The sequence below is a fragment of the uncultured Nostoc sp. genome (assembly GCF_937863485.1).
In the GTDB taxonomy this organism is placed as follows: Bacteria; Cyanobacteriota; Cyanobacteriia; order Cyanobacteriales; family Nostocaceae; genus Nostoc.
Genome location: NZ_CALMFY010000243.1, coordinates 37,632 through 54,679 on the forward strand (window position 1 = coordinate 37,632; position 17,048 = coordinate 54,679).

The following is a 17,048-nucleotide window of genomic DNA, read 5'->3' on the forward strand; positions in this document are numbered from 1 at the left end:
GATTATTAACTCCTAACTTTTAACTCCTAACTCCTGCACAGACGCGATTAATCGCGTCTCTACTCCTAACTTTTTATCAATCATGGGTAACAAGTATCTGACATTATCAGAATTGAATCTTGAGGGACAGTTACTAGGTTTTGTTGGTGGTGATCCAGGAAAATATAAATACTTGCAATTGGCAGTTCCATCTGGAAATGTGGAAATTAAACTGCCTAAAGAGTTGCGCCGTTCTCTGAGTTTATCCTTAGTTCCTGGCCAGCAAATTCGCGTTTGTGGTCATAGTAAGGTAGACTCGCGCACAAGTAAAATAAAAATCAAAGCCTATCGGGTGACACCAATTGATGCGTGTCCAAATCAAGATTTACCGCCTGAAACCAAAGCGAGGATTATGGTATGTCAAAAGTCAGGTTGCATCAAACGTGGTGGTAAAGGGTTTTTATCAGAATTAGAAAAAACTTTGAGCGATCACGGTTTGTTAGACAAAGTTACCATTGAACAAACTGGTTGCCAAAAATGCTGTAGCAGCGCCCCCAACTGTGTTTTAGAACTTGGTAAAAAGAAATACAAGAATATTCAACCTGAAGCGATCGCATCTTTGCTAGAAAGTCACTTAACACAGTAATAAACTTCTCTAGCTATTCTTCAAATAATACACAACTTTGTAGGGGTAAAATTTTACCCCTATTTGTTGTTGGTATCCTCTGTGTAGCACCCTTGTCAATTAAGATAAAAATAACTCTGCATTATCGTAGTTGTTATGAGCCTTACCACTGCTAAACGCTTTACTATAGCTGAATATCACCGTCTAGCTGAACTCGGCTTCTTTGAGGAGGATGAGCGAGTTGAGCTAATTAAGGGTGAAATAATCCAGATGGCAGCAAAAGGTACACCGCATTCTGTTTGTGAAACACGCCTAGAGCGAGAGCTATATAAACTAGTAGGCGATCGCGCAACCCTGCGAGGACAACAACCAATTACTTTGTCTAACAACAGTGAGCCTGAACCAGATAGAGTAATTGCAAAAAATAGAGATGATGACTATCTAGCGAATCATTCCAGCCCATCTGATATTTTACTCTTGATTGAGATTGCTGATTCATCCTTAAAATATGATCAAGACGAAAAGCTACCTATTTATGCGGAAGCAGGTATTTGTGATTATTGGATATTCAATTTAGTAGATTATTATCTAGAATGCTATAGCGAACCTTATCAAGCTTTGCAAGGTAAATTTGGTTATCGTCGCAAGTTGATTTATCTGCCAAATGAATCAGTTAATCTGCGCTGTTTCCCTGATTTAGTTGTGGATTTATCTAAGGTGTTTCCAGGTTGACGTGTAAGAGCGATCGCTAAATATCTATATGTTATAAAAATATTGCATTATATTATAGGCGAATAGCCAGCTTGGTGAACTAGTATGGATGCCATCGTTGTTGGCGTGACATAACCCTCTATTTGCTCAGACTCAATCAACTCCCAGAGTTTTACAGAATCTTCCACAAATGGTTCTCGGTCTAGGAGAATATTTAAAAGAATATCAATATCTACTAAAACCCGTCTAATCATTTTGTGTTGCCCTAATCTTTAATTTCCAGGTTTAGCAACTTCAACATCAGAAGAATACTGAGCGTTTCCTGATTTCCCACCCTTAAATATTCCGCGCACTCGTTTCAAACGTGGCAACTCTGTCACGGTTTCTTCTGTCGCTTCTGCTACTTCTGGGAGTAAATGTGCAACACCAAATAGTTTTCCCAAAGGAGATGTTTTTAGAAAAGCTTGCCTTTGAGCGTGAGTCATCATCTCACTTGACCCTACTCTTATTTCATCACTGCTCATATAGCTTTGCTTCTCACCATTGACTTTCGTGTAGCTGACAGAATTCTGCTGCTGCTGTTCGTGAAATCTGAAGCCATATAAATCTTCTCCAGGAGTGCTACGTGCGAACCCAAGATACTCCATCTGCACTTTATCTCTATAGTATGACACAGCTGTATCTAGAGCTTGCAGAATAACTAGCGGCTCGTCTGCTTGTGTTTAACGAATCTTATGAGCTTTACCAAGATTGTTTGGATAATTACCTGAGTAGTTTTTATATTTGATAACTATCTTAGAGAAAAAATGCCCTTACTTTCTAGTAAGAGCATTGAGATTTACTTATTTAATGTTTAGTAAGGAAATCTATACAGTTTGGGATACTTTTCGCTTAAGCTTTATCCAATGTTCCATTACTCCAGCTATTATTTTTCCTGAGGAAAATGTAGTCTTTTCTCTTGTCCATAATCACTGAAGATAAATCAAACTGTATTGTGAATAGTCCCTACCCAATTGCTACGCTAATTAATTTCTTGCGCCGTTTGCTGCCAGCTAAGGCCAGACCGACGATTCCTAAACCAGTGAGACTAGCAGGCTCAGGAGTCGATTGGACAATACCAGATTTCTTGAATTCAAATGCAATGGTTTGTGTGCCGTTGAATTTGTTGGCATTATAGCCAGTGGTTAGCAACTGCTGCGTTACATCACCCTGTGCTAAAAACGAAATTCCATTAAGATATTTTCCAGAGTCAATGACATTGAGATTAAATGTATTGTCATTGCCGTTATTAGTAAAGTAACTACTGGTCAAATCACCATAACTGGCAACACCACCACCTGTTTTTACCTGACCTTCGTAAGAATTCCCTCCTCCTGCCAAACCACCATATGTAGCAACAGTGTAGCCTTCTTTGATATTAGTAACTGTCTTTGCCTGAACACCACTATAAACACCTAGTTGTTGTACCCCTGAAGCATTCACTGAGGAGAAATGAATACCAAACAAATCCCCGCTGCTCATTGCATTATCAAAGGTCTTACCGGCCATGTTAAAAAACAAATCACCATATCCAATCTGACCGCCTGTAGCACCCTGTTCAGCCTCTCCTGTTAACTTCATATTGCCATTGATTGCCACAATGACGCTGGTAGCAGTTTCTTTGATAGCCATACCAGAGATATCGTAGGGATTTACTGTCCCTGGTGCGGCACCAACCCAGTAGTTCCCGTTCATTCCATCTGTGTTTGAATCAAATGCATACTGCCAGCCGCTAGCATCAGTGGAGTTTTGACCCACCAAAAGACCGGTAGTGTCGTTCAAACACTCCAAAGATATGCTAAATGCTGTTCCTTTTAAGTCGGAGGCATATGCTCCTTGACCAGCCACAAAGAAGATTCCAAAAGTGGTAATGCCAATCTTCAGTAAATTGAGTAAGCTGTGAGTTTTCATTATTTATAACTTGATTGATTTAGGGAATCACAATTTCCTGGACTTCTCTATTTGTAAGTGGAATTACAAAAACAAAAAAGCGTGATTCTTCTGAAAATATAATTTGGAAAAGTTAACGGTAATTTTATAAAACTCAAATAACCAATTACATATTTAGTTGAAATTACTTTTACTTTACCTAATTGTCTTCAATGTGAAATAGGAGTAAAGCCAAGTAGGCCTAGTAGCCTAAGGTTTTTTGCACCCTTTTACTTAGATAGTTTTGAAAAATTTTTGGGTTTGTGTAAGCTTAATAAACCATATCTCGCCAGCATCTCCGTACAGGGCATCTAAACCTGCGATCGCTAGAAATTTCTTGTCTGCATTGATCTACTTTAGAAAGTAATATCCGCTTCGGATGAACACTTGGGCATTTACATTGCACTCTTGCTAGTTAAGGGAGTCAGGAGCCAAGGGGTCGAAATCAATAAGCCTCCTGACGACTGACACCTATATTCTGCTTCCTAGCTAAAGATGCAACCCTCCTAATCAAATCAATCCTTCCAACGCGTGTTGTAAATCATTCGTCACTTCAGCAACAGCTTGCCTAGCACCCAAACGATTTTCTCTATACGCCGGGTAGTGCTGAGAAACAGATATCGGTTCACCCACAGTAATTTTGACTTTTTGCTTACCCAATTGCGGACGCCAGACAGCTTTATCGCCTTTGATTTTGGCAATCATCTGCCATAAAATTAAAGTTGTCTCAGCAAACCTTTCTACCGTTGGATTTTCACGAATATAATTACCAGAAACTGCCACAAAACTTTCTACTAAACGCATATGCCACATCCGCGCATTCGCTTCTTCCGCAACGCGATCGCCTAAAGCTTTCTCTACAGCGGATACTCCTTTTACATCCTTAAAATCTTCTCTAAATATATAATTCCAACCTGCTTGTTCTACCCGCCGACAGCGGTCACTCAAAGTACCTTTTGACTGCAAATCAAAATACTGTTCTGATATTTGTAGCGCTGCATTTAACAAAGCTTGTAAACGAACTGCTAGCACTTCATTTCTATCTTCAATTTCTCCTACTACCGTTTTGGCATCTGGCAGCTTGAGATGATAAAACCGCGTGTAAAATTGTTCCATCAGCGAAAGTAAATGTTCTGCCAAAGTCAACAACCGGGGATAAAGCGACTCCACGGAAGCATGTTCTGATGGATTCACAGGTAAACCACTAGCCGCTTCCAATTCACTTAAAAGATTTGCGATCGCATCCCAAGGAGCATCAACGTAACTATATTTAATCCCAACTGGTACAATTAAAACCTGTTGATCGCGTCCAGCTTTGTGCAAATCTTCAGCACACCAAAAGCCTAATTGGGCGATACCGGGTTCCAGGGGGCTAATATTCTCTGATAAACCATTGGTAGCACCTTCTGGCGCAGCAGCCATCGGGAATTTCCCATTGGCAAACAACTCACGCGCCGAACGTAACCCCGTCCAGTCAGCCTTACCCCGCTGAATCGGAGTACCACCTAAATGAGACATGATCCAGCCAACGTGGGCACCTGCCCATAGAGGAATGCCGCGATCGTAGATAAAATGAGCGTGAATCGGAAATTCTAGCGCTGTACCTTGCGATCGTGCTACCTTTGGCACCAGTTGAGACAGCAAGTAGCCCAAACAAAGTGGATCATCTGTTTTAGGATGGCGAAATGCCAGCATAAAACGGATCTTATCCTCCTGAAACTGGCGATAGACATCTACCAGAGCCTCTACATTGTCTGCTTCAATTTGGGTAATAGCTGTTTGCCAGTTTATCCAACTGGGTAGCAACAGATGGACAACTCGTAGTAATAAGGGGTTAAACGCCGGCGGAATAAATTCTAAGGGTGCTTGTGCTTGATAAATTACATCTGGCAAGGTAGTTGTCTCCTAAAGTTGTGATCAAAAAAGGCGGAAAGCTATAAATAAAAATGAAAAAGAAATAACACTGTATACTTTGTACTTCATCCTTAATACTTCATACTTTAGTTGACATAGAAATTAGTGAGCAAAGAAAGGCTATAAACGATGCGACTGTCACAAATGTTATTCGTTACACTCCGGGATGATCCAGCTGATGCTGAGATTCCTAGCCATAAATTATTACTCCGTGCAGGTTACATTCGTCGCATCGGAAGCGGTATCTATGCTTATCTCCCACTGATGTGGCGGGTACTGCAAAAAGTTTCCCAGATTGTGCGGGAAGAAATGAACGCTACAGGCGCACAAGAATGTCTTTTACCGCAATTACAACCCGCTGATTTATGGAAGGAATCGGGACGCTGGGACACTTACACCAAAGCTGAGGGGATCATGTTTTCCCTAATTGATCGCCGTGAGCAACAATTAGGATTAGGCCCAACTCATGAGGAAGTAATCACAGCGATCGCTCGTGATATGATTCGCTCTTATCGCCAGCTACCACTGCACCTCTACCAAATTCAAACCAAGTTCCGCGATGAAATTCGTCCCCGCTTTGGTTTGATGCGTGGACGGGAATTTATCATGAAGGACGGCTATTCCTTCCATGTCGATGAAGCCAGCCTCAAAGAAACTTACCAGGATATGTATAAAGCCTACAGCAATATCCTGCGACGTTCTGGTTTAGCTTTTCGGGCAGTGGACGCCGATTCTGGGGCAATTGGTGGTTCTGGTTCCACAGAATTTATGATTTTGGCGGAAGCTGGTGAAGACGAAGTTCTCTACACTGAGGATGGTAAATACGCCGCTAACGTAGAAAAGGCTGTTTCTTTACCAATTGACGCCGAAATCTCACGGTTTACAACCTATGAGAAACGCGATACACCTGGAACAGAAACGATTGAAAAGGTTTGTCAACTCCTTAACTGTTCTCCCACTCAATTAGTGAAAAACGTCCTTTATCAGACAGTTTATGATAATGGGATAACGGTGTTGGTTCTGGTGAACATCCGAGGCGATCAAGAAGTTAATGAGGTCAAGTTGCAAAATGAATTGACCAAATTAGCTCCTGAATATGGTGCTAAAACTATTATTAGTTTGAATGTACCAAATGTTGAAGCGCAGCAAACATGGACAGCGAAATCTCTACCTTTAGGTTACATTGCGCCAGACATCGCAGATGAGTATATTACCGCCAATAAACAGATTCATCCCAAGTTTTTGCGCTTGGTGGATCAAACAGTCGTTGATTTAAAAAATTTTGTTACAGGCGCGAATGAAGCTGGCTATCACGTAGTTGGTGCTAATTGGGGTGAGCAGTTTAAGTTACCAAGCAGTGTAGTAGATGTGCGGAAGGCAAGACCAGGCGATCGCGCCATCCATAACCCAGAACAAACTCTCTTCAGCGCCCGTGGAATTGAAGCAGGTCACATCTTCCAATTAGGTACTGAATACTCTGAAGCGATGGGAGCAACTTATACCAATGAACAGGGCGAAGAAAAGCCGCTATTTATGGGTTGTTTTGGTGTCGGTGTGTCACGACTAGCACAAGCTGCCGTAGAGCAATCTTACGATAAAGATGGGATTATTTGGCCAGTAGCGATCGCACCCTATCACGCGATTGTCACAATTCCTAACATTAAGGATGCTCAACAAGTTGAAATCGCTCAAAAACTTTACACAGAACTGAATCAAGCGGGAATTGAAACTCTACTAGATGACCGCGATGAACGAGCGGGAGTGAAATTTAAAGATGCTGATTTGATTGGCATCCCTTATCGGATTGTAACCGGGCGAGCGATCGCTAATGGCAAAGTCGAAGTTGTAGAAAGAGCCACCCGTAAATCTCAAGAAATTGTCATTGATGAAGTTACAACTACACTTCATAACTGGATTACCGCAGCGATAGAGGGTAAAAATTAAACGCATAGGTGCTTCACCTTCCCGCAGGACAAGGGTGCAAAGGTTTACGCAGAGGAATAAATACTTCACTTTGCGTTCCTCTGTGTTTTCCAGCCTGCGGCAAGCCGCAAAAGCGTCTACAGTGTTCCTTTGCTTTGTAAATTTAATTTTCAATCATCTCTAGAAAGAATGAGATTTACATAATTTGGAGGTGACGGATTAGAAGTAAAAATTCTAGAATTGAATAAGGGACTTGCATAATTAAAAATAATTGTATTTTGATGCATCAAGCCTCCTCCAAGTTGTGGGAAACTCTCCACTTATAAGTATCGTCTTTAACCAGGCTGCTCCTCACATAACTCCCATATCAGCCCTCAGTCAGGAAGGTTTTGAACATGAAAGACCAACAAGGATCTAATCGTATTTCTTCAGGCGCAATTGCAGCCGTGTCAGCAGTGGTTGTAGCGGTGGGTGGCAGTGTAGCTTGGTTTACTTCCCACTCCAGTAATACTCCCACACCGTCAAACCCCTCTCAACAGATCGCTCAACCAGTACAGCCATCAACTAGGCAGCCAGGTAATGAGCAAACGCCTAACGTTTATTGGCTAAGATCAAAGGACAAAAATATTGCTTTGGTTCCCCAGCCTGTTAAAGTGGCTTCTATACTACCCAACCAGCCTTTAGAAGCAGCTTTTCAAAGTTTGTTAGCAGGCCCACCAACAGGAGGGACAGATTCAACAACCATCCCTAAAGCAACCAAACTCTTGGGGCTGAAGTCAGAAAATAACGAGGTTCACGTTAATTTATCTGAAGATTTTACCAGCGGTGGTGGTAGCACCTCAATGATCGGTCGCGTAGGACAAGTTGTTTATACTGCGACAACTTTAAATCCTAAAGCCAAGGTGTACATTGACGTGAACGGCAAACCGTTGGATGTTTTAGGTGGTGAGGGTCTAGAGTTAGAACAGCCACTAACTCGTGAAAGCTTTCAGAAAAATTATCCGCTTTAAAAAAGTTAGGAGTAGAGACGCGATTAATCGCGTCTGTGCAGGAGTGAGGAGTTTTAACTCATAACTCTGCCAATTTTAGATTTTGAATTTTGGATTTTGGATTAAAAAAAATTTAAAATCTAAAATCTAAAATCCAAAATTGAATGACTCATAACTCATAACTCTTATTAAGCTTACCGATTACCATTTAACACACGAAAATTACGGGCTTGCTGTTCTAACCTGGTGGCGAGGCGATCGCAAACCCGATTACACAAATCAAAAATCATTTGATCTTCCACCCGGTAATAGGCGCAAGTTCCTTCACTGCGGCGGCTAAGGATACCCGCTTGCCACATTACCTTCAGGTGTTTTGACACATTTGCCTGAGAAGTCTGGGTTGCCTCTACCAACTCTTGCACGCATTTTTCTTCATCCCGTAATAAGTGGAGCAGCCGCAGGCGCATCGGCTCACTTAACAGGCTGAAGTATTCAGCTACTTGTTGCACCACTTCTGGCGGTAAAGGCAACGTTTGTTTCATCAGGATTAACCCGCAAGGACTGAAAGTTTTAACGATGACTCATTTGAGATGACTCATTTCATATATAGATTAATACTTAATCAGGGTTAATTCGCATCAAAGGTTGACCATATTCTACAGCGTCACCATTTTGGAGGAGAATTTCCATCACCTGTCCGGAGACTTCGGCTTCGATTTCATTCATCAGCTTCATGGCCTCAATGATACAGACTGTTTGACCCTTGCGGATGCGATCGCCCACTTCCACAAATGCCGCTTCCCCCGGTGCAGAAGCGCGATAAAACGTTCCCACCATTGGGGAAGGCACTTCTACTAATCTCTGATCAATGATTGAGGGAGGATTTACTGACAGCTGTAATTGTGTCCCAGCTCCAGTATTCTCAAATACGCGACCTGTGGCCACCTCTGTTACCGGACTCGTGGTGACCTGATTTGCCCCAGATGAACCCGATGGCAATCCCGAACCTACCACACCGCCTAAGGTCGCTTGACCTGCCGACAACACCTGATTGCTGACACTCACAGCCTTACGGACTGTTAGTTCAAAGTCATCGCTTTTGAGCGTAACTTCTACAATATCTGTTTGTGCGATAGTTGCCAGTAGTTGGCGGATTTCATTAAAGTCCAATGGCACAGTTTTTATTACCTCGACCTATCCGTAAATGAGTATCTTAAGTGTGGCAGGGATTTAATCCCTATGTAGGGATTTAAATCAGGAGCAAGCATCTCGGTGGAGATGAAAGTTATTCCCTGCCTAAGTATTTATCCTCACGCGTATCAATCTTGATGCGTTCTCCTTGGGTGATAAACAAGGGAACCATCACAGTTGCCCCAGTTTCCACAATTGCTGGTTTTGTACCACCTGTAGCCGTGTCACCTTTAACGCCTGGGTCTGTTTGGACTATTTCTAGAACCACAGAATTGGGCAGTTCTACTTCAAGCACTTGCTCGCCCCAACGGATGACGCTGACTTCCATACCTTCTTTGAGGTATTTTATGCGATCGCCAATCTGCGTTACGCTCAATCTGCCTTCTTCGTATGTTTCCATATCCATAAAGACAAACTCATCGCCTTCTTTATAGGTATGCTGCATTGTGCTTTTTTCCAGAGTAGCTTGCGGCAATGTTTCGCCTGCTCGGAACGTTTTTTCCATCACGTTCCCACTCTGAACATTTCTCAGTTTGGTACGTACAAAGGCAGAACCTTTGCCTGGCTTAACGTGGAGGAATTCGAGCACTCGCCATACAGACCCGTCTAATACAATTGAAACACCAGGTCGAAAATCGTTACTGGAGATCATGAAACTTTCAAATTTTGGAAGACAATCGGCATTTATTGTACCCTTCAAGCGGGGTAATTAGTTATTATTTAGTCATTGGGCATTGGGCATTGGGCATTGGGCATTGAGCATTGGGCGTGGGTTATTCTTTTTGTCCCCCTTGTCCCGCTACTCCCTACTCCCCACTCTTTCTTAGCTTCCCATCTGCTAATCTGGCTCTTTGCATTTAATTTTGACTCAGCACCCAGCACGGGCTAAATGCCCTACTATCGTTAACAGCACTCCTACTGTGGGAAGATGATTGATGGGTTACGTCCAGTCAACAATTTAATGCTGCATTTGAGTTATCCCATGTCTAACCTATTAAAATCCTGGCTGAAGAACAGCCTAATGGCAATATTGCTGGTAACAATATTTTTAGGCATAACTACAGCTGGGTGGACTCCCTCCAGTAGCGCCGCGCTGCCAGCCGGCAACGCAATTACCGATGGCAAGGCTCTGTTGCGGTATGCACTCCCGATAGATAACAAACCTGTACGAGAACTACAAGCGAGTTTAGAGGACATCTCTGCCCAACTGCGGGCGAATCGGCGGTGGGGTGCTATTTCCAAAGACATCAGCCAAGCATCCCGTATTCTCGATAAACCCTCTCAAATATTAACAAGTGTTCCCGAAGAACGCCAACCCCAAGCCGAAGCTTGGATTACCGAGTTAAAATCTGGGGTAGGTAAATTACAAGAATTGGCAAACAGCAAAGATAAAGAACAAGTTCTGCAAGACAGAGGCAAACTTCTGAATCTCATAACTGGGTTAGAAGAGTCAATGGTGAAAGAATTCCCCTTTGAAGTACCTGCCCAGTACAGTAACCTACCACAACTTAAAGGTCGTGCCACTGTAGAATTCAAAACCAATAAAGGCGATTTGACCCTCGTAGTGGACGGTTATAGCGCCCCTGTCACTGCTGGTAATTTTGTAGATTTGGTGCAGAGGGGTTTTTATAATGGTTTAGAGTTTACCCGTTCTGAAGAATCTTACTTTCTGCAAACTGGAGATCCAGCCGGCAAAGACGTGGGTTTCATTGATCCAAAGACGGGCAAATATCGCGCCATTCCCTTAGAAGTTTTAGTTCAGGGTGATAAAGCACCTACCTATGGCATTACACTAGAAGAAGCTGGTCGTTATATCGATATGCCAGTTCTGCCTTTCTCTGCTTTTGGTGCAGTGGTGATGGCTCGTCCCGAAAGTGAAGTAAATGGTGGTTCATCACAATTTTTCTTCTTTTTGTTTGAACCAGAACTCACCCCCGCCGGACGCAACCTATTGGATGGTCGTTATGCCGTTTTTGGCTATCTCACCGAAGGCAAAGAAATTTTGGATAAACTGAAAGCGGGTGACAAAATTGAATCGGCAACTGTGGTTCAGGGAATAGAAAATCTGGTTGAGCCGCAAGCAGCATAAGAGGAGAGCAGGGGAAGCAGGAGATCAGGCAGATGAGGGAGAATAATTACTAACTCCTGTACAGACAAAGATTTTTCGCGTCTCTACTTCTAACTCCTAACTCCCCTGACTCAGATTCCCAGCGGTAAACACCTGATCAACTGCGTTCACGAAGTGTGCCGCAGGTATCGCTAATTCTGGAAAAGCCCGTGATCCAATTTGCTCACTAGCAATAAAAATTGTTTCTTCATAAAATCCATCTTCCAGTAGTAACACTGAAATTTTTGCCTCTATTGGGTCTACAATCCAATATTCAGGAACCTCTAAGGCTGCATATTCGGAGCGTTTATGACGATAATCCCGTTTCACCGATTCTGGACTGACCACCTCGACAATTAGTAACGGAGGTGACTCAAATACTGCTGAGGCATTCAACAATTCTCTAGCTTGCTCCAGTGTTACTACACACAAATCAGTTAATCTAGATTTATTTCTACCCGTTCTCACCCCGCTTTCCCGAAAACACAGCCAAGTAGAGTTACAACGTTTGATTTCTGCTTTCAGGGCAGTATCCAAAAAATCGACAATCAGGAAATGTTCAATAGTCGGTGGGTTCATTAACTCCAGCTTGCCATCCACCAGTTCATAATGAAAATCGTTGCCATGATCATAGGTTAAGTATTCCTCAAACGTGATACTGGTTACTGGTGTTGTTACCATCCCAACTGACTCCTAGACGATACTTTTATATTAAACAGTAAAGCAAATCATCAGTTTTCTTAGTAATTTTGCAACACGGAAAACCGATTGTGAACAGTGAATTATCTTCCCTACAAGTACAAGATATTGGAGAACAAGGTCTTTTAGAAAGATTGCAGCGCTTCTGTCCTCCAGAAATTATTGGAGATGATGCAGCAGTGCTTGTGACTGCACCAGAGCAATCTTTGGTGGTGACTACAGATGTGCTGGTTGATGGCGTACATTTCAGTAATGTCACCACTTCCCCAGAAGATGCTGGTTGGCGAGCTGCTGCTGCCAATTTATCAGATTTAGCAGCAATGGGTGCTTCGCCATTAGGAATCACCGTCGGTTTGGGACTCCCCGGTGAAGTTAGGGTGAGTTGGGTTGAGCGACTATACCAGGGAATGACAGAATGCCTGCAAAAATACAATACCTCAATTGTCGGGGGTGATATTGTGCGATCGCCTGTAATTACTCTGGCAATTACCGCTTTTGGTCAAGTTAACTCAAGTCAAATTATCCGCCGTTCTGCTGCTGTTGTCGGGGATGCGATCGTCGTTACAGGTGTTCATGGAGCCTCCCACGCTGGCTTAGAATTACTCTTACATCCCGAATTGGGAGAAAACCTCAACAACGAAGAAAAGACGGCTCTAATCCTCGCACACCAACGCCCACAGCCACGGTTAGATGTCTTACCAATCCTCCAGAAAATTTTAAATTTCCAATCCAAAATCCAAAATCTAAAATCCAAAATTCCTGTCGCTGGTATGGATAGCAGCGATGGTTTGGCGGATGCGATTATCCAAATTTGCCGTGCCAGTGGCGTTGGCGCTGTGCTAGAACGCAGACAAATTTCCTTCCCAGCAGCTTTTGACCATTGGCTGACACCAGAGCAAGCGCTAAAATATACTTTATACGGTGGCGAAGACTTTGAATTAGTGCTGTGTTTGCCACAAGAGCCAGCATTAGCCTTGGTGCAACATCTTGGTGAGAGGGCTGCGATCGTGGGCAAGATTACACCCGGATCAACAGTACTATTTCACGACGAACAAAAAAAATTCCCTGACCAAGTTCTGAGTCTTAGCCAGGGATTTCAACACTTCAAAAGTTAGAAGTTATGAGTTATGAGTCATTCAATTTTGGATTTTAGATTTTAAATTTTTTTTAATCCAAAATCCAAAATTCAAAATCTAAAATTGGCAGAGTTATGAGTTTTAATTCCTCACTCTTCATTCCTAACTCCTCACTCCTGCACAGACGCGATTAATCGCGTCTCTACTCCTAACTCTTTAATTAAACCCACTTCTGGGCTACCAATTCTGCCAAATCCAAGACTCGTTGGCTGTAACCCCACTCGTTGTCATACCACGCCATAACTTTCACTAAGTCATTGCCCATAACCAAAGTCAAGCTGGCATCAACAATCGAAGAAGCATCACTACCTTGATAATCGGAAGATACCAGTTCGAGATCGCTATAGTCCAAAATGCCTTTAAGTGAACCTTCGGCAGCATCTTTGAAAGCTTGGTTAACTTCTTCAGTAATAGTACGCTTCTCAACCTGAACTACGAAATCTACCATTGAGACGTTCGGGGTAGGTACACGCAAGGCAACACCATTTAGCTTGCCTTTGAGGTCTGGGATAACCAGCGCCACTGCTTTTGCTGCACCAGTGGAGGTGGGTACAATATTGATCGCTGCTGCCCTCGCCCGTCGCAAATCCCGGTGAGAAGCGTCTAGCAAGCGCTGGTCACCTGTATAGCTATGGGTGGTGGTCATCGTACCTTTGATGATGCCGAACTTATCGTTCAACACTTTGGCGATCGGCGCCAAGCAGTTGGTAGTACAGCTAGCATTACTGATAATGTTGTGTATGTTGTGATCATAGCCGTGATGATTCACACCAATCACAAAAGTGCCATCCTCGTTCTTACCAGGAGCGGTAATCAGAACTTTCTTAGCTCCAGCATTCACATGCTTCAGCGCTCCTTCTTTGCTAGTAAACACCCCCGTTGCTTCGATAACTAGGTCAATTCCCCAATCTCTCCAGGGCAACTTTTCTGGGTTGCGATCGGATACGCACTTAATGGTCTTACCGTTAACGATGATAGAGTTATCATCGGCACTAATCTCAGCACCTTTGATCTTCCCTAGCATCGAGTCATACTTCAGCAGATGAGCATTGGTTCTAGGGTCTGACGTGTCATTAATAGCCACAAGGTCGATTTTACTATTCTCTCTACCCACCCAGCAGCGCGCAAAGTTACGTCCAATCCGCCCGAAACCGTTGATTGCAACTCTAATCACAGTGTCTTGCCCTCTGTATTTATGCTTATATGTTGATATCGTTGACCCCAATCATATCGCAAACGGGGGGAGCAATAATAACCATAAACTGTTAGATCAATAAAAAAACACATAATTTATTCAGATTTGTTCGAGTAGAGATTGTTGTTAGTGATATATGATCTGACCAATTCCGGGACTAAATAACGAATTGACTGGCGTTCGCGGCAAAATTTGCGAATTAGACTTGACGAAACTCCTACTAAAGGTATATTTAAGAGTTGCCAGTGAATGGTGAAAGACTGCTCCCTGAGTTGTTGCTCCACTTGCTTGCAGATTAATTTGCTTTGAGTTATAGTCTCACCACCTAGCAGTCGGGGTGCGATTAACCAATCACACATTTGTGCTAGTTCGTGTCCACGGTACCAACGGGGTAAGGTTTGGAAAGTATCCAAGCCTACAATCCAGTACCAGTGAGTATTTAGGTAAGAAGCAGATAAGTCGATCAGGGTGTTAATGGCATAGGAAGTCCCAGAGCGATTTGCCTCCACTAGTGAGACAGTAAACGCTAGGTTGTCTTTTATGGCTAATTGCAGCATTTCCACACGATGCTCAAACAAAGCTGCTTCTTTATGAGGAGGATTTAGGGATGGCACCCAAATTACCTTTTCAAGGGATACTTCTTGCATTGCTGTCTCAGCTACGAGCAGGTGTCCCCAATGAATTGGATCAAATGTGCCACCAAAAATTGCTAGTTGCTGCATCCAGTTATGCTTGGGTTTTATGCAATTGAAAAATAGTTTCATTACCAATGTACTATTGTAGTCAATTCACGCCTAGACTTGATGCAATTTAAAATCAGTTTCACTAAACAATGTATTATGTAGCCAATTCCAGTAAGGTAGCCAAAAATATGTATTTGACATTACAAGAATTTCTTTCCCGATGTAGCCAAAATTTTGAGAATAATCTTAAGAACAGTTCAAAAATAGCAAAAACCTCCAACCAAGGTAAAATCATTCTGAACCAGCAAAACCAGAGCATAAACATCATCTGGGCATTAAACATAAACATGAGATAGGAGCAGTTACGGTAAAAATCAAATTCCTGTTATGATACGCGTGTCATTTGTGATTATGGTGTGGTGTGGTGTAAGAGGAGCAATAAATGACTAATTCTGTAGATTTTAGTGGTAGACCATTTCATTTCATTGGCATCGGTGGCATAGGTATGTCTGCTCTGGCATACGTTCTCACCAAGCGTCAATTTCCAGTATCAGGTTCGGATCTTCGTCCCAACCACATTACGCACAAATTGGAATCTATTGGTGCTCATATTTTTGGTAGACAAGAGGCAAGCAATCTTGAATTCTTTCGCCCTCAGGTATTGGCTAATGCAGTAGTATTAAATTCACAAGAACAATTACCTACTGCTACTAAGTCAAAACTACCTCAAGTCATTTGTTCAACAGCAATTAACACGAATAATTTAGAATACAAAGCAGCGCTGGAATTAGGTTGTCCAATTTTACATCGTTCAGATGTACTAGCCGCTTTAATTTCCGATTACTACAGTATTGCAGTAGCAGGAACACACGGCAAAACTACAACCAGTAGCATGATTGGCTATATGCTTCTGGAAGCAGGTCTAGATCCCACGATTTTAGTGGGTGGCGAAGTCAATGCTTGGGAAGGTAATGCTCGATTGGGACAAAGCCAATATTTGGTGGCCGAAGCAGATGAATCTGATGGTTCTTTGGTAAAACACGCTCCAGAAATTGGCATCATCACCAATATTGAACTCGATCATCCTGACCATTACGATACATTAGAAGAAGTCATTGACATCTTCCAGACATTTGCTGAGGGTTGTAAAACGTTAATAGGTAGCATTGACTGTGCTACAGTGCGCGATCGCTTGCAACCCACAATCAGCTACAGCTTATACTCAGATACCGATGCTGACTACACCGTAACTAATATTGATTATCGTGCTGATGGCACCACGGCTTTAGTTTGGGAAAGAGGCAAAGCTTTGGGCGTATTGAATTTGCGGCTGCTCAGTCGGCACAATCTCAGCAATGCTCTAGCAGCGGTGGCTGTTGGTCGCGCGTTGGGCTTAGAATTTGGAGCAATTGCCAAAGGCATTGCCACCTTTGAAGGAGCAAGACGACGCTTTGAGTTCCGAGGTGAAGTTGGTGGTATTACCTTCATTGATGACTATGCTCATCACCCCAGCGAGATTCGTGCTACTCTGGCCGCAGCACGCTTACAGGCAAGACCAGGGCAAAGAGTGGTTGCCATCTTCCAACCCCATCGCTATACCCGGACACTGACCTTTTTAAAAGAATTTGCCGAGTCCTTTACCCATGCTGATTTGGTTGTGCTGACTGATATTTACAGTGCAGGCGAACCCAATTTAGGGCAAATTAGTGGTGAATATCTAGCGGCGGAAATTGCTAAACAGCATTCGCAGACAGTTTATCAACCAACTTTACCCGCAGTGTGTGAGTACTTGCTGCAAACACTACGCCCAGGAGATTTGGCGCTGTTTTTGGGGGCTGGGAACTTGAATCAGGTGATTCCTGAAGTAATTACAACACTTTGTGAGCCTGCTAAAGCCACATCCTAAGTGGAGACTTTGCGAAGTTTTA

At 42.9% G+C, this 17,048-nt stretch carries 17 protein-coding genes; 7 read left to right on the forward strand and 10 right to left on the reverse strand.

Features of this window, described 5'->3' with window-relative positions:
- Positions 1–82: 82 nt before the first annotated feature.
- Both Q0541_RS33240 and Q0541_RS33245 read left to right on the forward strand, forming a co-directional pair.
- Positions 83–625, forward strand: a complete 543-nt coding sequence (locus tag Q0541_RS33240) for a (2Fe-2S) ferredoxin domain-containing protein (RefSeq protein ID WP_298921157.1) — start codon at positions 83–85, stop codon at positions 623–625.
- A 135-nt stretch (positions 626–760) separates the two neighbouring features.
- Positions 761–1,336, forward strand: a complete 576-nt coding sequence (locus Q0541_RS33245) for a Uma2 family endonuclease (RefSeq protein ID WP_298921160.1) — start codon at positions 761–763, stop codon at positions 1,334–1,336.
- 47 nt (positions 1,337–1,383) lie between these two features.
- Here Q0541_RS33245 and Q0541_RS33250 read toward each other — a convergent pair whose 3' ends face one another.
- The 4 genes from Q0541_RS33250 to Q0541_RS33265 all read right to left on the reverse strand — a co-directional run bounded on the left by Q0541_RS33250 (position 1,384) and on the right by Q0541_RS33265 (position 5,176).
- The gene (locus Q0541_RS33250) at positions 1,384–1,569 is read right to left on the reverse strand and encodes a PIN domain-containing protein (protein WP_298921163.1); all 186 of its coding nucleotides are present in this window, start codon (positions 1,567–1,569) and stop codon (positions 1,384–1,386) included.
- A gap of 18 nt (positions 1,570–1,587) precedes the next feature.
- Complete coding sequence (locus Q0541_RS33255) at positions 1,588–1,989, reverse strand: hypothetical protein (RefSeq protein ID WP_298921165.1); 402 nt, start codon at positions 1,987–1,989, stop codon at positions 1,588–1,590.
- A gap of 331 nt (positions 1,990–2,320) precedes the next feature.
- Positions 2,321–3,265, reverse strand: coding sequence for an XDD3 family exosortase-dependent surface protein (locus Q0541_RS33260; protein ID WP_298921167.1), 945 nt, complete (start codon positions 3,263–3,265; stop codon positions 2,321–2,323).
- Between the two features lie 528 nt (positions 3,266–3,793).
- On the reverse strand, positions 3,794–5,176 hold the full coding sequence (locus Q0541_RS33265; protein ID WP_298921169.1) for a 1-acyl-sn-glycerol-3-phosphate acyltransferase: 1,383 nt from the start codon (positions 5,174–5,176) through the stop codon (positions 3,794–3,796).
- Positions 5,177–5,326: 150 nt separating this feature from the next.
- Here Q0541_RS33265 and Q0541_RS33270 point away from each other — a divergent pair, with 150 nt between their 5' ends.
- Complete coding sequence (locus Q0541_RS33270) at positions 5,327–7,141, forward strand: proline--tRNA ligase (protein ID WP_298921171.1); 1,815 nt, start codon at positions 5,327–5,329, stop codon at positions 7,139–7,141.
- A 374-nt stretch (positions 7,142–7,515) separates the two neighbouring features.
- Positions 7,516–8,130 carry a GerMN domain-containing protein gene (locus Q0541_RS33275; protein ID WP_298921174.1) on the forward strand — a complete coding sequence of 205 codons (615 nt, stop codon included), beginning with the start codon at positions 7,516–7,518 and terminating at the stop codon, positions 8,128–8,130.
- Between the two features lie 173 nt (positions 8,131–8,303).
- Here Q0541_RS33275 and Q0541_RS33280 read toward each other — a convergent pair whose 3' ends face one another.
- The 3 genes from Q0541_RS33280 to efp form a co-directional block, all read right to left on the reverse strand.
- Positions 8,304–8,651: a metalloregulator ArsR/SmtB family transcription factor gene (locus tag Q0541_RS33280; protein ID WP_273768314.1), complete on the reverse strand. Its 348-nt coding sequence runs from the start codon at positions 8,649–8,651 to the stop codon at positions 8,304–8,306.
- A 76-nt stretch (positions 8,652–8,727) separates the two neighbouring features.
- Positions 8,728–9,285 (reverse strand): acetyl-CoA carboxylase biotin carboxyl carrier protein, encoded by a 558-nt coding sequence (accB, locus tag Q0541_RS33285; RefSeq protein WP_298921178.1) that lies wholly within the window; start codon positions 9,283–9,285, stop codon positions 8,728–8,730.
- 109 nt (positions 9,286–9,394) lie between these two features.
- The gene (gene efp, locus Q0541_RS33290; RefSeq protein ID WP_273768312.1) at positions 9,395–9,952 is read right to left on the reverse strand and encodes an elongation factor P; all 558 of its coding nucleotides are present in this window, start codon (positions 9,950–9,952) and stop codon (positions 9,395–9,397) included.
- A gap of 330 nt (positions 9,953–10,282) precedes the next feature.
- Between efp and Q0541_RS33295 the strand changes: the two genes are divergently transcribed.
- A complete protein-coding gene (locus Q0541_RS33295) occupies positions 10,283–11,389 on the forward strand; it encodes a peptidylprolyl isomerase (protein WP_298921245.1) in 1,107 nt (368 codons plus the stop codon).
- 96 nt (positions 11,390–11,485) lie between these two features.
- Here the strand turns inward: Q0541_RS33295 and Q0541_RS33300 are convergent, their stop codons facing one another.
- Positions 11,486–12,088 carry a Uma2 family endonuclease gene (locus Q0541_RS33300; protein ID WP_298921182.1) on the reverse strand — a complete coding sequence of 201 codons (603 nt, stop codon included), beginning with the start codon at positions 12,086–12,088 and terminating at the stop codon, positions 11,486–11,488.
- 89 nt (positions 12,089–12,177) lie between these two features.
- Here Q0541_RS33300 and thiL point away from each other — a divergent pair, with 89 nt between their 5' ends.
- Positions 12,178–13,221, forward strand: coding sequence for a thiamine-phosphate kinase (gene thiL / locus Q0541_RS33305; RefSeq protein WP_298921184.1), 1,044 nt, complete (start codon positions 12,178–12,180; stop codon positions 13,219–13,221).
- A gap of 181 nt (positions 13,222–13,402) precedes the next feature.
- Here thiL and Q0541_RS33310 read toward each other — a convergent pair whose 3' ends face one another.
- Together Q0541_RS33310 and nadD are read right to left on the reverse strand one after the other, a co-directional pair.
- Positions 13,403–14,416: a type I glyceraldehyde-3-phosphate dehydrogenase gene (locus Q0541_RS33310; RefSeq protein WP_298921186.1), complete on the reverse strand. Its 1,014-nt coding sequence runs from the start codon at positions 14,414–14,416 to the stop codon at positions 13,403–13,405.
- Positions 14,417–14,532: 116 nt separating this feature from the next.
- Positions 14,533–15,159: a nicotinate (nicotinamide) nucleotide adenylyltransferase gene (gene nadD / locus Q0541_RS33315; RefSeq protein WP_298921188.1), complete on the reverse strand. Its 627-nt coding sequence runs from the start codon at positions 15,157–15,159 to the stop codon at positions 14,533–14,535.
- A 403-nt stretch (positions 15,160–15,562) separates the two neighbouring features.
- On the opposite strand from nadD, the gene murC reads away from it, so the two are divergent.
- Positions 15,563–17,026, forward strand: coding sequence for a UDP-N-acetylmuramate--L-alanine ligase (gene murC, locus Q0541_RS33320; RefSeq protein ID WP_298921191.1), 1,464 nt, complete (start codon positions 15,563–15,565; stop codon positions 17,024–17,026).
- Positions 17,027–17,048 lie beyond the last annotated feature (22 nt).

What these genes read in the sequence shown, in the direction of transcription:
- nadD (WP_298921188.1), bottom strand. Translation starts at nt 15,159, where the DNA reads ATGCAGCAACTAGCAATTTTTGGTGGCACATTTGATCCAATTCATTGG.
- Q0541_RS33245 (WP_298921160.1), top strand. Translation starts at nt 761, where the DNA reads ATGAGCCTTACCACTGCTAAACGCTTTACTATAGCTGAATATCACCGT.
- Q0541_RS33260 (WP_298921167.1), bottom strand. Translation starts at nt 3,265, where the DNA reads ATGAAAACTCACAGCTTACTCAATTTACTGAAGATTGGCATTACCACT.
- Q0541_RS33295 (WP_298921245.1), top strand. Translation starts at nt 10,283, where the DNA reads ATGTCTAACCTATTAAAATCCTGGCTGAAGAACAGCCTAATGGCAATA.
- Q0541_RS33280 (WP_273768314.1), bottom strand. Translation starts at nt 8,651, where the DNA reads ATGAAACAAACGTTGCCTTTACCGCCAGAAGTGGTGCAACAAGTAGCT.
- murC (WP_298921191.1), top strand. Translation starts at nt 15,563, where the DNA reads ATGACTAATTCTGTAGATTTTAGTGGTAGACCATTTCATTTCATTGGC.
- Q0541_RS33275 (WP_298921174.1), top strand. Translation starts at nt 7,516, where the DNA reads ATGAAAGACCAACAAGGATCTAATCGTATTTCTTCAGGCGCAATTGCA.
- efp (WP_273768312.1), bottom strand. Translation starts at nt 9,952, where the DNA reads ATGATCTCCAGTAACGATTTTCGACCTGGTGTTTCAATTGTATTAGAC.
- Q0541_RS33250 (WP_298921163.1), bottom strand. Translation starts at nt 1,569, where the DNA reads ATGATTAGACGGGTTTTAGTAGATATTGATATTCTTTTAAATATTCTC.
- Q0541_RS33270 (WP_298921171.1), top strand. Translation starts at nt 5,327, where the DNA reads ATGCGACTGTCACAAATGTTATTCGTTACACTCCGGGATGATCCAGCT.
- Q0541_RS33300 (WP_298921182.1), bottom strand. Translation starts at nt 12,088, where the DNA reads ATGGTAACAACACCAGTAACCAGTATCACGTTTGAGGAATACTTAACC.
- Q0541_RS33240 (WP_298921157.1), top strand. Translation starts at nt 83, where the DNA reads ATGGGTAACAAGTATCTGACATTATCAGAATTGAATCTTGAGGGACAG.